10 protein-coding genes and 1 pseudogene are annotated in these 13,116 nt (G+C 60.5%); 2 read left to right on the top strand and 9 right to left on the bottom strand.

Annotation, left to right across the window (positions count from 1 at the left end; all coding sequences use genetic code 11):
* On the bottom strand, nucleotides 1–1,077 hold the full coding sequence (locus AM571_RS15155; protein WP_074063266.1) for an acyl-CoA dehydrogenase family protein: 1,077 nt from the start codon (nucleotides 1,075–1,077) through the stop codon (nucleotides 1–3).
* Nucleotides 1,078–1,301: 224 nt separating this feature from the next.
* Here AM571_RS15155 and AM571_RS15150 point away from each other — a divergent pair, with 224 nt between their 5' ends.
* Nucleotides 1,302–2,039: a metallophosphoesterase gene (locus AM571_RS15150; RefSeq protein WP_074063265.1), complete on the top strand. Its 738-nt coding sequence runs from the start codon at nucleotides 1,302–1,304 to the stop codon at nucleotides 2,037–2,039.
* Here the strand turns inward: AM571_RS15150 and AM571_RS15145 are convergent, their stop codons facing one another.
* The 7 genes and pseudogenes from AM571_RS15145 to AM571_RS15120 form a co-directional block, all read right to left on the bottom strand.
* A complete protein-coding gene (locus AM571_RS15145; RefSeq protein WP_074062118.1) occupies nucleotides 2,040–4,388 on the bottom strand; it encodes a polysaccharide biosynthesis tyrosine autokinase in 2,349 nt (782 codons plus the stop codon).
* A gap of 4 nt (nucleotides 4,389–4,392) precedes the next feature.
* Nucleotides 4,393–5,400, bottom strand: coding sequence for a glycosyltransferase family 2 protein (locus AM571_RS15140; protein WP_074062117.1), 1,008 nt, complete (start codon nucleotides 5,398–5,400; stop codon nucleotides 4,393–4,395).
* A complete protein-coding gene (locus tag AM571_RS15135; protein WP_420493355.1) occupies nucleotides 5,397–6,308 on the bottom strand; it encodes a glycosyltransferase in 912 nt (303 codons plus the stop codon). Before AM571_RS15135 ends, AM571_RS15140 begins: the two co-directional genes overlap by 4 nt.
* 14 nt (nucleotides 6,309–6,322) lie before the next feature.
* Nucleotides 6,323–7,318 (bottom strand): glycosyltransferase family 2 protein, encoded by a 996-nt coding sequence (locus AM571_RS36955; RefSeq protein WP_074063264.1) that lies wholly within the window; start codon nucleotides 7,316–7,318, stop codon nucleotides 6,323–6,325.
* A 63-nt stretch (nucleotides 7,319–7,381) separates the two neighbouring features.
* Nucleotides 7,382–8,518 (bottom strand): annotated as a pseudogene (locus AM571_RS38365) (glycosyltransferase); the annotation flags it as partial.
* 76 nt (nucleotides 8,519–8,594) lie between these two features.
* Nucleotides 8,595–9,386 (bottom strand): glycoside hydrolase family 16 protein, encoded by a 792-nt coding sequence (locus tag AM571_RS15125; RefSeq protein WP_074062115.1) that lies wholly within the window; start codon nucleotides 9,384–9,386, stop codon nucleotides 8,595–8,597.
* 3 nt (nucleotides 9,387–9,389) lie between these two features.
* On the bottom strand, nucleotides 9,390–10,508 hold the full coding sequence (locus AM571_RS15120) for an acyltransferase family protein (RefSeq protein WP_074063263.1): 1,119 nt from the start codon (nucleotides 10,506–10,508) through the stop codon (nucleotides 9,390–9,392).
* Nucleotides 10,509–11,029: 521 nt separating this feature from the next.
* Here AM571_RS15120 and AM571_RS15115 point away from each other — a divergent pair.
* Nucleotides 11,030–11,989, top strand: a complete 960-nt coding sequence (locus tag AM571_RS15115) for a glycosyltransferase family 2 protein (protein ID WP_074062114.1) — start codon at nucleotides 11,030–11,032, stop codon at nucleotides 11,987–11,989.
* Between the two features lie 6 nt (nucleotides 11,990–11,995).
* Here AM571_RS15115 and AM571_RS15110 read toward each other — a convergent pair whose 3' ends face one another.
* Nucleotides 11,996–12,997, bottom strand: a complete 1,002-nt coding sequence (locus AM571_RS15110; RefSeq protein ID WP_074062113.1) for a glycosyltransferase family 2 protein — start codon at nucleotides 12,995–12,997, stop codon at nucleotides 11,996–11,998.
* Nucleotides 12,998–13,116: the final 119 nt, after the last annotated feature.

Raw genomic sequence — 13,116 nt, 5'->3', positions numbered from 1 at the left:
CTAGCGATCCTTGCGCAAATGACGGGCGGCGCGCCGATGAAGAACATCGGCGGATGTTTTCAGCGCACGGATGCGGGCGTTGCGCCAATGGCGGTCGAGATTGAGCGCGATACTCGCGGTGTTTTCCCCCATCAGTTCGAAAATCAGGTTCGAGGCATCTATTGCCACCTTGCTTGCGACGGCGCGCGCGGCAGTCGCGCAGAAATAGGCATCTTCGCCCGCCGGGCCGCTGATGTTGATCTGCGCGATGTCGAGCTTGCGGCCAGCCCTTTCCAAAAGCGCGGCGACCGTCTCTGTGCCGATCGCAAGCTTGCCGAAGTCGTTAGCCGGCGCTGAGCCGGCATCGGCGGAAAGAACCGCACGCGCTATTCCAAGATCGACGGCCGCATGCAGCAGCTCGCCGATCGCCGATGGCGCATGCGCGGCAAGCGCGACAACATTCCCCTCCACGTGCAAGTCGCTGGCCACGATGGCGGCTGTGCCGTTGGTGCGCTGCCCAAGGCCGTCCCAATCATCGACGAGCTGAAGGCCTTCCTTGTCGGAGGGGAGGTAGAGCACCGTCTGGTCAATTCCGATCGCGATCCAATCGGAAAAGAGCACCGCCGGCGACGACGTGCTGCGGCCATTCAGTCGATACCCGAGAGCGCGGGAACCGACTGCGGCAGCATCGGGAAAAGCGGCCGCAGCAAAACGATCGCCTTCAAGTACGCGCGCATAAAGGGCGCGCTGCAGCTCTTCGCCAGCCTGCTGCCGAAGTCCGTCGAGTACCGAAAAGTGGACTTCCAGGAACTCCCCGATCGAGGGATCGCCTTCAGCGATAATCGCAACGATTTCGGCGAGCAGCGAATTGCCAACGTCCAGTCCTTCATATTCGGGCGGAACGGTGATCGCGCCAAGGCCGGATTGCGAGAGGGCGTCGATTTCCTGATAGGGCAGGATTCGATTGATGTCGCGCTCGCTCGACTGGCGCTGAAAGGCGGCGGCAAGGGTGCGGGCCGTGCTGATCGCCTCTTCCTCGCTTCCGATGCGCCGTGCGACCGGCCGCGCCCGGTCGTGAAATTGCGATACGGTTCCCATCGATCGTACTCTTGTTCGATAATGATAGAAGTGATGGATCGCAGCCTCGATGATAAGGCCGGTTTTTCTACAAAACCGGTGCAGTTTGAATTTTCTTACCAGCTTGATAGAGATGGCCATGCCTGACCATCCCGCAAACCTTCCAATTGTCCACGGCGCAGCTTTCAGTCAGGCACAGGATTGATTATGGCTCATCCATCGAAGATGACCAGGAGGTTCCCATGATGCTATCGCCCGCCCGGCAACGCCTCCAGCTCGATCCCGGCGACAGGCCGATCTATGCCGTCGGCGACGTCCATGGGCGGCATGATCTTCTGCAGATGGCCGAATATACGATCGTGCGGGATGCAGCACGCCTGCCCGGGCGCAAGCTCATCATCATGCTTGGCGATTACATCGACCGCGGCCCGTCATCTGCACAGGTGATCTCCCATCTGATGGGGCCGGTGCCGGAAAGTTTCGACCGCATCTGCCTGACCGGCAACCACGAAATCATGATGCTCGACTATATCGACGGAAAGATCTCGTTTTCCGAATGGATGCGCATGGGCGCCGATTCGCTGCTGCGCTCCTATGGCCTCGACGCCGAGCACCTGCCGCTGATCTTTCCGACGGCCTCGAAGCTTGATGGCTTCATCCGCCAATCGCTGCCGCGCCAGCATATCGACTTCATGCGGGCGCTGCCGATCCTCGTCGATACACCGGAGGTTTTGTTCGTCCATGCCGGGATCGACCCCAGCCTTACGATCGACAAGCAAAGCGACGATGACCTCGTCTTCATCCGCGAGCGGTTTCTCGACAGCGGCATCCCGCTGCCGAAGCTTGTCGTTCATGGCCACACGCCCTGCAGCGAGCCGGACATTCAGCCGCGGCGACTCAATCTGGACACGCGGGCATTCAAGAGCGGGCGGTTGACCGTCGCCCGCCTCTGGCGGGGTCGGGTTCACCTCTTCTCCACCTGATCAGGCTTCGGCAGACTGCCGCTTCGGGGGAATTTCCGGCGTGTAATAGCTGACATACTTGTGGTGGTAGCGTTCCGCTCCGCCGAAGTTGCTGAATTTGGAGAGCTCGGACATATCCGTCTTGTTGAGGATGACGCCCAGGATCTTCTGCTTGATCTGCGGTTCGGCATTGACGATATCGCGCACCATGTTGGTCGGCGTCTGGCCCCATTCCGTCACGAACAGGAAGCCATCGACCTGAGGCGCGAAGGCCTTCGCGTCGATGACCGGGCCGAGCGGTGCAAGGTCGACGACGATGTAGTCGAACATCTTGCGGGCATTTTCCATCAAATTGAACATGCCCTGCGAGGCAAGAAGCTCGCTGGTGTGCATCAGGTTGTCGTTCGAAACGACCGGCAGGATCGCAAGCTTGGTGTGGCTGTCGACCCTGACGGCGCTTGCCCACGGCACTTCGCCGAGCACCGCTTCGACCAGTCCATGCTGCGGCGGGGTCTTCAGCATGCGCGTCAGGCCCGGGTTGCGAAGGTCGGCGTCGATCAGCAACGTGCGCTTGCCGCTTGAGGCAAGCAGTGCTGCGAAGTTGGCCGCCGTCGTCGACTTGCCTTCGCCTGGAAGGGCGGAGATGACGCCGATGACGCGGTCGCTCTTTCCCTGGAACATGACGTCGCTTGCAAGCTTGGCGTTGCGTAGCGTTTCGGCAAAGATCGAGCGGGGCGCTTCAAGAACGATACGCATGATGCGTTCGAAACTGGCGCCGTCTTCGAGCACTTCTGCGGCCTGTGGCAGCGGGGTCTTGCGCGGCTGGAAGACCTTGCGCTCCTTCGGCAACTTGCCGACCAGCGGCAGATAGCCGAGGAACTTCAGGCCGAGGATGGAGCGAACGTCACCCTCGACGCGGAAGAAGCGCTCGCGGAATTCCTGGAATGCCGTCAGCGCGGCGCCAGCCATCAGGCCGAGGACGATCGCCAGACCAAGCGTCATCGTCTTCTTCGGGCTCGACGGTGACGTCGGGATACCGGCTTCGGAAATCACACGCGCCTTGGCGATCGGGAAGGACTGCTGCTGTGCAGCTTCCTCGTAACGACCGAGATAGGCCTCATAGAGCGTCTTCAACGCGGTTGCCCGCTGTTCGAGATCGTTGAGCTTGACGATCGACTTGTCGGATTCGGAGTTCTTTCCGGTCAGATGCCGGATGTTTTCCCGAAGCGATTCCTCACGCGATTTGGCGACCTCGAACTCGTTGCGGTAGCTGGAGGTGAGCTGCTGGAGTTCCTGGAAGATCTGGCGCGTCAGGTCTTCCTTTTCCGTGCGCAGCTGCACGGCCTGCGGATGGTCGGCACCGAAATTGGTGGTGATCTCCTGCTCGCGGCGGGTGACCCCGATATAACGGGTGCGCAGGTCCTGGATCACGGAATTGTCGGTCTGGCCGGAGGAAATTGCCGCGTTGTTGACCGCACCTTCCGGACCCTGATCGACAATCGACTTGAACTGGCTGTAGCGGGCCGAGGCGCTGGCCGCATCAGCCTGCGCGACGATGAGCTGCTTGTTGAGGTCGGCAAGCTGCTGCTCGGACATCAGTTCGCCGTTCGCCGACGTCAGGCCGTTTTCGGTCTTGAACTTTGCGACTTCGAGCGCAGCCTGCTGCGAACGGTCGCGCAGGTCGGCAAGACGTTCCTGCAACCAGACGGAGGCGCGTTCCGTTGCGTCGAAATTCGCGTTGAGCTGGTCGTTCAGATAGGCGTCTGCATAGGCTTTCGTCACCCTTGCCGCCAGCATCTGGTCCGTCGAGCGGAAGGCGACGGCGATCACCGAACTGCGCGAAACGCGTTCCACGCTCAGTGCCTGCTGCAGCATGGCCGCGGCCTTCTGACGGCGGCCATTGCGGGCATTCTCCTCCGAAGCCGGCGGCCCGCCCGGTGTCAGGGCGCTGGCAATGATTTTCACCCCGGATTTCACCAGTTCGACGGGCGACTGCCCGGGATCGAGGATGGTCGCGTTCTCGGAGAGGTTTTGAGCATCGACCACGCTCAGCGCCAGCTCGTTCGACTTCAGAATCTCGACGGCGCTCGCGATCTGCATGTCCACCTGCTGGGCGCTGGCGGCAGGCGCCTCGTCCTCGGCATATTTGGTCATGCTGTCATCGAGCAGGATCTGCGTCATCGATGTGTAGACGGGTGTCGAAAGGATCAGATAGATGGCAGCAAGCGCCACGAACGCGACGACGCAAAGCGCGATCGAACCGGCGCGGCGAGACAGGATCGCAATCAGCCGATCGATATCGATGAAGCTGTCGGAATCGTCGGACGCTTTCGGTACCGTGCTGTGCAGGGTCAGGTTTCGTTGGTTCATGAGGTCATCCTTTGGGCGAGCGCGGCGCGCTGCCGAACGTTTGAATGTCTGTCTTGAGGCCGGCGAGATTGCGCAATGCCGCGGCCAATCTGTTGATGCGGACAGCGATCGGCATCTTGAGGTGGCGCAGCGCGACCGGATCGCTCCATGCCGCCTTGATCGTGCCGGAGATCGACCTGTTCTTGATGCTGTCGACAAGCAGGAGGAACGATCTTGCCTGCCGCAGGCTCCGTGTTCGGAACTGCTGCGCAGACACGGCCTCCACATCGAGCGTGTGCTTGCCAAGGAAGACCCTGTCGGCCTCCATCATCGCCTCGATATGCCGCAGTTCCAGCACCCGGGAGATGGAACCCTCGCGGATATTGTAGTCATAGCCCGCAACGGGCTCGACCACGCAGCGCGCCCCAAGCGCCAGCGCAGAGGCGAGGAATACATAGTCCTCGCCGATCCGCAGATTTTCGTCGAAGCGCAGTGCGTGCCGCTCGATGAAGGCTCGTTCGAAAACAGGCTTGAGATAGCCGAAATTATGGGTCGTCTGGAAAAGAGCATTGGAGCGAATGAAATCGGCCAGCGTCAGTTCCGGCATGGCTGCCAGCGCGCCTTCGGAAAACATCGTTTCCGGCGGCGTGCCGTCGGCGCGGATCACCCGCAGATTGTCGACCGCGATCTGCGCACCAGCTTTCTCGGCGCGGGCAATCAGTCTGGCCAGCCGCCCCGGTTCGATCGCGTCGTCGGAATCGAGCACGGCAAGCCACCGCCCCGTTGCCGCGGCAATGGCTGCGTTGCGCGCTGCGGCCGGTCCGCCGTTCCTTTCGAGCGTAAGCAGACGGACATTCCTTTGAAGATAGCTTTTGGCCACCTCGCGCGTGCCATCGCCCGAGCAATCGTCTGCAACAATGACCTCGACGGTCACGCCGGTCTGCGCCAGCGCGCTTTCGATCGCCTTCGAAAGCGTTTCAGCTGCGTTATAGGCAGCCATGATGAAGCTGATGTCCGGCTGCTCCTTCGTCATGCAGTCCCCTCTGCTGCGCCATACTGGCGAATTTCGCGCACGCCGAGCAGGCCGCTAACGACGCCGAGATGCATCATGCCGCGAAGCGCGTAGCGATAGCGTGGAACGGGCACAAGGATACAGACGAGTGCCACGCCCAGGCAATAGCCTGCCTTTGCGGTGGCAAGCCCGATCTGTTTCAGGCGGTTGAGGCCCTGATGCCTTTCCTGCAGCAGACGTCCATGGGTCTGGCCGAAACGGAAACGGCGTTTGGCAAGCCACGAAAGCTCTGCCCGTTGTTCCGGCACCGCCTCATAGACATAGGCTTCGGGAGCATAGGCGATGCGTCCTCCGTCCCGGTGCATATGGCTGAAGAATTCGGTGTCTTCGCCGCCCGACTTTCCAAGCGCCAGATTGAAGCGGCGGCCCTTCACATGTTCGGAGCCGAGATTGAGCAGCACGTTGCAGGTGTAGCCCGTGCGAATTTCCTCGCCCACCCAGACCGGCAGCGTCGAATGAAAATCACCTTCGCGCATCCAGGCTGGAGCGGTCGATGCATAGACGCTGCGGACCGGGCCGAGGACTGCATCGGCGCCGGTCTTTTTTGCCGCATTCAGCAGTTCTACCAGCCAGTTTTCCGAAGCATCCTCATCGTCGTCGATGAAGGCCAGGAATTCGCCCGTGGCATTTTCGAGGCAGGCGTTGCGGGCAATCGAGATGTTCGATGCCGGGCAGTGCACATAGGCGATCTCGTGCGGGATCGCCTGGCGGAGCGCGTCGACGCGCTCCTGGGCGCTCGCCGTCAAGTCATTGTCGGCAACGATGATGCGCAGGGTGACGTTTTCAGGAACAGCAAGCACGCCAAGCGAAAGCAGCGCCTTGTCCAACGAGGCGCGGCGATAGGTACAAACGCCGATATCGATCTGCATGCCTTGGTCCTTCATCAAGACGCCTTGCGGTTGCGGAAGCTCAGGAGCTCCATCCAGAATCCGGCCGACCAGGCGAAATGCATCACCATGGCCGAGAGCGCGGCAAGCGGCCCGTATGGATTGCGCTGGCCGACCGCCATCCAGAAACCGTAGCCGACGCAGGCAACGGCCCAGAGGCTGAACGGAATAACCGCAATCCAGCTCAGCACGGCCAGAAACGCGCCGATAAAGACAGGCACCACCGCGAGCGGCAGCATCTGGCGAAGGTTCGGCATGCTGCCGTGCTTGAGGATGTTCTTCGCACGGCCCCGGCCATAGCCGAGATATTGCCGGAAAAGCGTTCCAACGGTTGATCTTGGATAGTAGATCATCCGCGTCTTGTCGGTCATCCAGATGCCAAAGCCCGCCTTTTTCAGACGGTAATCCAATTCCGCGTCCTCATTATGACTGAATGTTTCATCGTAGCCGCCGACGGTCTCGAAGGCTGCGATGCGCATCAGCGCATGGTGGCCGTGATCGGTCCAATGGCCCTTGGCTCCCTCGCGATGCTTGGAGCCGCCATTGCCGAGTTTGGAGTTCTGCGCGAAAGCGGTGGCCTTCTGGAACATGCCGAATCCGATCGTCTCCATGGCGACGACGACCGAATCCGCCTGAGTAAGCTCGGCCTCTTCGACGAGCCGCTGGCAGTAATCTGCCGGATAGTCGCCGTGGGCGTCGATGCGGATCAGGTATTCATAATCGCGCCCGAAGGTCTTGACCGCGAGATTGATGGCTGCACTCTGGATGCGGCCAGGGTTGTCGAGCAGGATGATGCGCGGGTCCGTTTTGCTGATACGGCCGACGATCTCACGCGTGCCGTCGGTGCTTCCGCCGTCTGCGACGACGATGCGGGCGTTCAACTGATCAAGCGCGGAGCCCAGTTTTTCGATCAAGGGCTTGATATGCTTTGCCTCGTTCAGGCAAGGAATGATGATAAGGCTGGCGACGCTGGAACAAACATCAGTCTTCATTGCAGTCGACCCTTCTGGAACTGCGGTTGCGGGGTTAGAGGCATCGGCCGTGTGCGTTTCGGGGGCCGACGGCACAAGGCGGGACAGATTTTCTACCAGGGCGCGACAATCGCTGCGGTCGGCCAGCCAGCTCTTCCGATCTTCGGCGGCGACTGCCGCAGCGAGTGCGCCATAACGTTCACCGGCCAGTTCCTGGAAAAGCGCTTCAAGGCTTTCGACAGAGGCGTCGTGCAGCGTAAGGCCAATATTCTTGCGGGACAGGAAGCGAGCCGTCTCGGTGCCTGCAAGTGCAATGGGAACGCTGCCATGCAGGCAACCTTCATAGACCCGGTTGGGAAGCAGCCAGGCGGAATTGAGACCCTCCTCGAAGAAATCGATCGCCCAGGAGAAATGGACGTCGCTGTAGATCGCCGGCAGGTCTTCCGGGTTCTTATATGGCCCCTCGAAGCTCAGGTAGGGCTGATTGGCGACGAAGGTGTCGAAGTCCTCGAATTCGGAATAGGCCGGCCGGCCGCGCAGCACGATGCGGACACGGCCGTTCATCCTGTTGGAAAAATCGGCGAGCAATTGCAACGACTTGCGACAGCGCAGCGCCCCGAACCAGCCGATTTTCCAGGGCTCGCCCTCGTTCGGGGGCAAGCGGATCTGGGCTTGCGGCATGCCGTCAAGCGCCAGCACCTTGTTTTCGACAAGCATGATAGGCGCCTTGAGAGCCGAGCGCGGAACGAAGTAGTTCGCGATGAAGGCGGGCGAACTCGTCAGGATCAGTTTCGCATCCCGCCCGAAATAGGCTTCGGCGCGGCGGACCAGCCTGCCGGTTATGCCGTCATTGACGAGCAGGCGATGGATGTCGAGGCATTCGTAGACGATCGGCACGCCGCCGAAGAGGTGGCTTGCCCGTTCGGCGACTGCAAGCGATTCCAGATTGCGCCCGATGATCACGTCCGGCCGTTCGACACCGCTCAGCAGGCCCCGCAGACCGGCGACCGCCCTTGCAACAGCGGCCATCCGCTGGCCGAATTTGGCATCGGCGGTTCGGCCAAGTTCGACCGGCGTGAGACCGTTGACGGCTGCAAGCGCGTTTTCGCCTCGCCGGAAGCCGCAAAGCGTCACCGAGGCGCCTCCTTCCGTCAACATCAGCACACGGCGGCGCACGGCAGGATCGGCCAGATCGTGCGCCAGATAGAGGACTTTGAGCATCAATACTCCTTGCGCTATCCCGGCTGTCACCGGAGTCCGTTTCGTGCTGTGCAATGGTTCGGCGGTTTCAACAAGCTTAATTGAGTGTGCAGGCGATCGAACCCTGGAACTGGCATTTGTCACCCGGGGCCGTGTAGGCTACCCGATCGATTTCCATCGTCGTGGGTTGGGTGTAGACGAATTTGCCCATCCAGTCCGCAAGTTTGTCCGTTCCCCAAAGGCTGAAGAAGATCTTCTGCGCGTTCTGGGGAATCTTCGACGGATCGGTGACGTCCTGGACAAGCTTGCCGTTCAGGTAATAGCGAAGCCTTTCGGGCTCCCAGACGAATGCATAGTCGTTGAAGCCCTGATCGGCGGCCTGGCCGACCGGCACGAGCTTTTCGTTACCGCCCTTGGCCTTGATGTACTGGTTTACCTGGACACTCGAGGTGTCCTTGCCGAGCACCTCGAAGTCGATTTCGTCATGCTGCTGCTTATCGGCAGGGCCGATATAGGTGAAGAAGGCAGAGTTCAGGCCCTTGCCGGTGGCAGACTTGATGCGCGCTTCATAGGTGCCGTAGCTGAAGCGTTTTTTCGTCTGGATCTCGCCGCAGAGATAATTGCGGTCCTTGGATTTACCCTCCGCGAAGGTCAGCTGCAGCATGCCGCCCTCAGCCTTCACCTGGTTTTTCGACCATGTGCAGTTCTGGTGGGCGCCGTTGTTCCAGCCGTCGGAAACGAACCAGACGCTTCGGTCGATCTTGTCGAAATCATCCACGAAGGATTTGCCCGTTGCCTGCTGGGCGTGGGCAGAAAGGGCTCCGAGGATAGTGGCGCCGATCGTCAAACTCTGGCAAACGAGTCGCGCATGGGCGATTTTGGCCGTCATGTCTCACCTTTGCTGTGGAACGAATTCTGCCGGGACATCCCGGCGGGAAGGGGATCGAGAGCTCTGTTTAGTCCGCCCGCCCGTCAGCACGGCATAAAGGCGCGGCGCGTTACTGCGGACAAAGCTGTTGGAAAGCACAAGCACTGGAAAGAGCACCAGAAGCGAGCCGCAGAAGAAGAGCGGATAAAAGCCGATGCCTGTCTTTCCCCAAACCATGAAGAACAGGACAAGCAGCGGATAATGGGCGCAGAAGATCCAGAAGCTCAAGCTTCCGGTCTTTGAAAGACGCTGGCCGACAGGTGTCTTGATCAAAAGCGCCGAGAGCATCCAGAATCCGGCGGCCCCGCCGATTGCCAGCGCGTTGCGGCACAGCTCCACCCAGTCCGGCATCGACGGGCCGGTCATGTAGATCGCGGTTGCAAGCAGCCCTGAAGCGGCAAGCAGCAGCGCCACGCCCAATGGTGCAAAGCGGTCGAGCGCCTTGATATCGATCTTGTACATGCTCGCATAGATGCCGAATGCGAAGCTGAAGAGGATCGAGCGCTTGATCACGATATGGAGCGACATTTCCGGAATGAGCGCAAGCAGTAACAAGGTCGACAATGTCAGCAGGGGGATCCGCCGGATGAGCCAGGCCAGCAGCGGCGAAAGCAGGATGCAGACGAAGAGGTCGCGCAGGAAGTACAGCGGGATGTTGGTGGGAAATTCCTCGACCGCAAAGAGCTGACTGAGAAGGCCACGCATCGATGCGGTCCACGGGCTGACCACATAGCCGTCACCGATGCCGACGCTCAGCATCGCAAGCGCGGCGATGAAGAATGCCGTGTTCCAGATGAGGAACGGCAGGAAAACGGTCTGCGCTTTCGTGCGCACCGTCTTCACATAGTTGAAGTCCTCCGTCCCGCCGCGAAACAGCAGGTAGCCGGAAATGGCGCTGAGGCAGGGAACCCCGACGCGGAAGAGCGCTTCGCTCAGGAAGACCCGCAGCCAGTCGAAGACACCGTAGGTTCCGTTGAACGGCGTATTGGCAGGGTCAAACGGTATATGGACGAACACGATGCCCGAAATGAGCACGATGCGCATCAGGTTGATCCGCGAGGATACGTTGGCGTCAACGTTCACGTTATCAGTCACCCCTATTGGGTCGCACCCCCCTTGCGACCGTTTCAACGAGAGCAGACTCGAGCCCGCAGACCAAAAGCTAGAGCGTTTTTACGGAAGAAAATATGGCACTGCAGCAAAAATCATCGGCGATCCCGTTCCGGGACGGTTGAATTGAACGGCTCAGCGACGGCTCTTATCGCGATTGGCTTTAAGAGAAGGAACTGAAACGCCGATGGGCCAATGTATATCGGAATGTCATCATAAATTCAAATTGGGAGGTGATGAAAGCCGCCGCGACTGGAAAGTTTTGTCTTTTGGTGAAGGGATCGATCCGGTTTCACGCCATGCCGGCTGCCTAAATGTGGCTGGAATGTGGCAGTCCTCCGCCGGATGAGTATATTCGGCACATGGCTGAGAGTGCGCTCTTGGCCTTTGACAAATTTCGGCCGGAATGACCTAGATCATTTCGCAGTGCAGCAACTTGCTCGGGTGCAGTGGCGGCCCTATGTGCCCATGCACCGGACGCTTCAGGAGAAAGAATGGCGACCTTCACGATCATCATCCCGTTTTATCAGCGCGAGGACGGCATTCTGCGCCGTGCGCTGGCATCGGTCTTTGCCCAGAGCTTTCAGGACTTCGATGTGATCGTCGTCGATGACCAGTCGCCTTATCCCGCCGACGACGAACTGAAGCCGCTTGCCGAAAACCAGCGATCGCGCATTGCGGTCGTGAAACAGTCAAATGCCGGACCAGGCGGGGCACGGAATACAGGCCTCGACAACGTTCCGGCGGCAACGCGCTTTGCAGCCTTCCTCGATTCAGACGACTTGTGGACGCCCGAACACCTGCAAAATGCCCATGACGCGCTGCAGACGTTCGATGCCGACTGCTATTGGGCGTCAATCCATGGCGGCGAGGAGTTCGACTATCATTTCAGCATCGCCGACCTGGAGGCCAGCGAGAAGGCCGTGCGCCTTGGCGAGCATCCGCTGCTGCTCGAGATCCCCGACATTGCCAGCGTGATGCTGAAGAACTGGGCTTTCCTCCACATGTCGTGCATGGTCATCGGCCGGCCGCTCATCGAGAAGGTTCGCTTCGACGCTGCGCTGCGGCTGGCGGCGGAGGACGTGCTTTTCTTTTGCGACTGCATGCTTGCGGCGCGACGCGTGCTTCTTTGCGCGCAGGCGGGCGCCTTGCGCGGAGAGGGCATCAACATCTTCCACGGCGTCGACAATGATTCACCGCAGTTTCTCAAGCAGCAGTTCATCACCTGGATGGCGCTGGATCGGCTTGAAAGCCGGTTTTCGATGCGTCCGCAGGAGATCGAGACCATCAAGGCCTACAAGAACCGGGCGCGCAAGCAGGCGCTGTGGAGCCAGGCGCGGCTGGTGCGCCGACGGCGCCTGCCGGACTTCCAGATGCTGGCCCGCTGGGCGTGGCGTGATCCGGCTCTGTTTGCAAGTGCTCTGCAGATCGCCGGCGGCAAACTTTCGAAGTAGCGATTCCTATTCGGCTGACGACGGCAGCAGATATCTGAGGCCGCCGGCGCCTTGCGTGGCGATCTCGACGCCGCCGGGGCTGCGGAAACGCTCCGTCTTGTCCATGAAGATGCCGCCGGCAATTGCCGGGACGGCGAAAGGATGGGTGAGGGCGTAGCGCAAGGCTGCACCCGCGCCCGATTTCTTCTTGATATCGAGGAAATGGCGAAGTTCGTACTTGCCGCGAGCATGGCTCTCGTGGCGACGCACGGCGGCGGCGGCTTGCGGCGTCAGGCTGCAGTTTGCCAGGATCGCCCGGTCGGCTTCGTAAAGCTTTCGAAGATCCTCCGTCCGGTGGCTGCCGCTCAACGAGTTGCCGCGCACGACGGCACCGTAGCCGCAGCTGTGGATCACCTTGTAGCGCGCGCCGTTGGCCAGGGCCCTGACGTAGAGGTCGTAGTCCTCCCCTAGACGCATCTCCTCGCGATAGCGCAGCCTGTGAGCATCAAGAAACGCGCGCCGCATCACGGGCTTCAGGAAGCCGATTTCGCCACGCCGGACGCCGCGCTTCGAAATATTGCCGTCTACGAAGGCCACAAGGTCGAGAAACACCGGACGGTCCAGGAAATGATCGAGCTGCTGGGGCGCACGCGTCACGGTCTCGGCTTCGACGAAGGCAATATTGTCGGCGACGAAATCCCAGTCGTCGTTGGCAAGCATCCGGTCGAACCGGCCTTCGAAGAAGAAGTCGTCGGCATCGAGGATGCTGATCAGAGGGGCGGTGGAGATTTCGATCGCGTGATTGCGGGCCGCCGATGGCCCTCTGTTCTTTTCGAAGGAAACGACATTCAGGCGACTGCTGCCGTCATCAACAGCCCGGGCGGCGCTTGCGGTTCCATCGGCGGATCCGTCGTCGATGACGACGACTTCAGCCACCTGTTTTTCCCGCAAAGCCGAAGCGACAGCCATTCCGATCGTATCGGCGGCGTTCTTGGCGGCGATGATCACGCAAACGCTTGCCTTAGCCATTTCAACCACGTCGTACCCTCCGTTGTCTCGCGCAACAGTTAGGACGTCGCCGCTTCTGCGGCAATGCAAAAACCTTCAAAAGATACTACAGGATCGGCCGGCGGCTATCGATCGCGGCC

Origin of the sequence: Rhizobium etli 8C-3, assembly GCF_001908375.1 — a bacterium.
In the GTDB taxonomy this organism is placed as follows: Bacteria; Pseudomonadota; Alphaproteobacteria; order Rhizobiales; family Rhizobiaceae; genus Rhizobium; species Rhizobium etli_B.
Note: the sequence above shows the minus strand (reverse complement) of the source record. Positions and strands in the feature narration are given on the sequence as shown.

Excerpts from the sequence above, each read along its gene's own strand:
- AM571_RS36955 (WP_074063264.1), bottom strand. The coding sequence starts at position 7,318 with ATGAAGACTGATGTTTGTTCCAGCGTCGCCAGCCTTATCATCATTCCT.
- AM571_RS15155 (WP_074063266.1), bottom strand. The coding sequence starts at position 1,077 with ATGGGAACCGTATCGCAATTTCACGACCGGGCGCGGCCGGTCGCACGG.
- AM571_RS15140 (WP_074062117.1), bottom strand. The coding sequence starts at position 5,400 with ATGACGAAGGAGCAGCCGGACATCAGCTTCATCATGGCTGCCTATAAC.
- AM571_RS15110 (WP_074062113.1), bottom strand. The coding sequence starts at position 12,997 with ATGGCTAAGGCAAGCGTTTGCGTGATCATCGCCGCCAAGAACGCCGCC.
- AM571_RS15125 (WP_074062115.1), bottom strand. The coding sequence starts at position 9,386 with ATGACGGCCAAAATCGCCCATGCGCGACTCGTTTGCCAGAGTTTGACG.
- AM571_RS15135 (WP_420493355.1), bottom strand. The coding sequence starts at position 6,308 with ATGCAGATCGATATCGGCGTTTGTACCTATCGCCGCGCCTCGTTGGAC.
- AM571_RS15115 (WP_074062114.1), top strand. The coding sequence starts at position 11,030 with ATGGCGACCTTCACGATCATCATCCCGTTTTATCAGCGCGAGGACGGC.
- AM571_RS15145 (WP_074062118.1), bottom strand. The coding sequence starts at position 4,388 with ATGAACCAACGAAACCTGACCCTGCACAGCACGGTACCGAAAGCGTCC.
- AM571_RS15150 (WP_074063265.1), top strand. The coding sequence starts at position 1,302 with ATGCTATCGCCCGCCCGGCAACGCCTCCAGCTCGATCCCGGCGACAGG.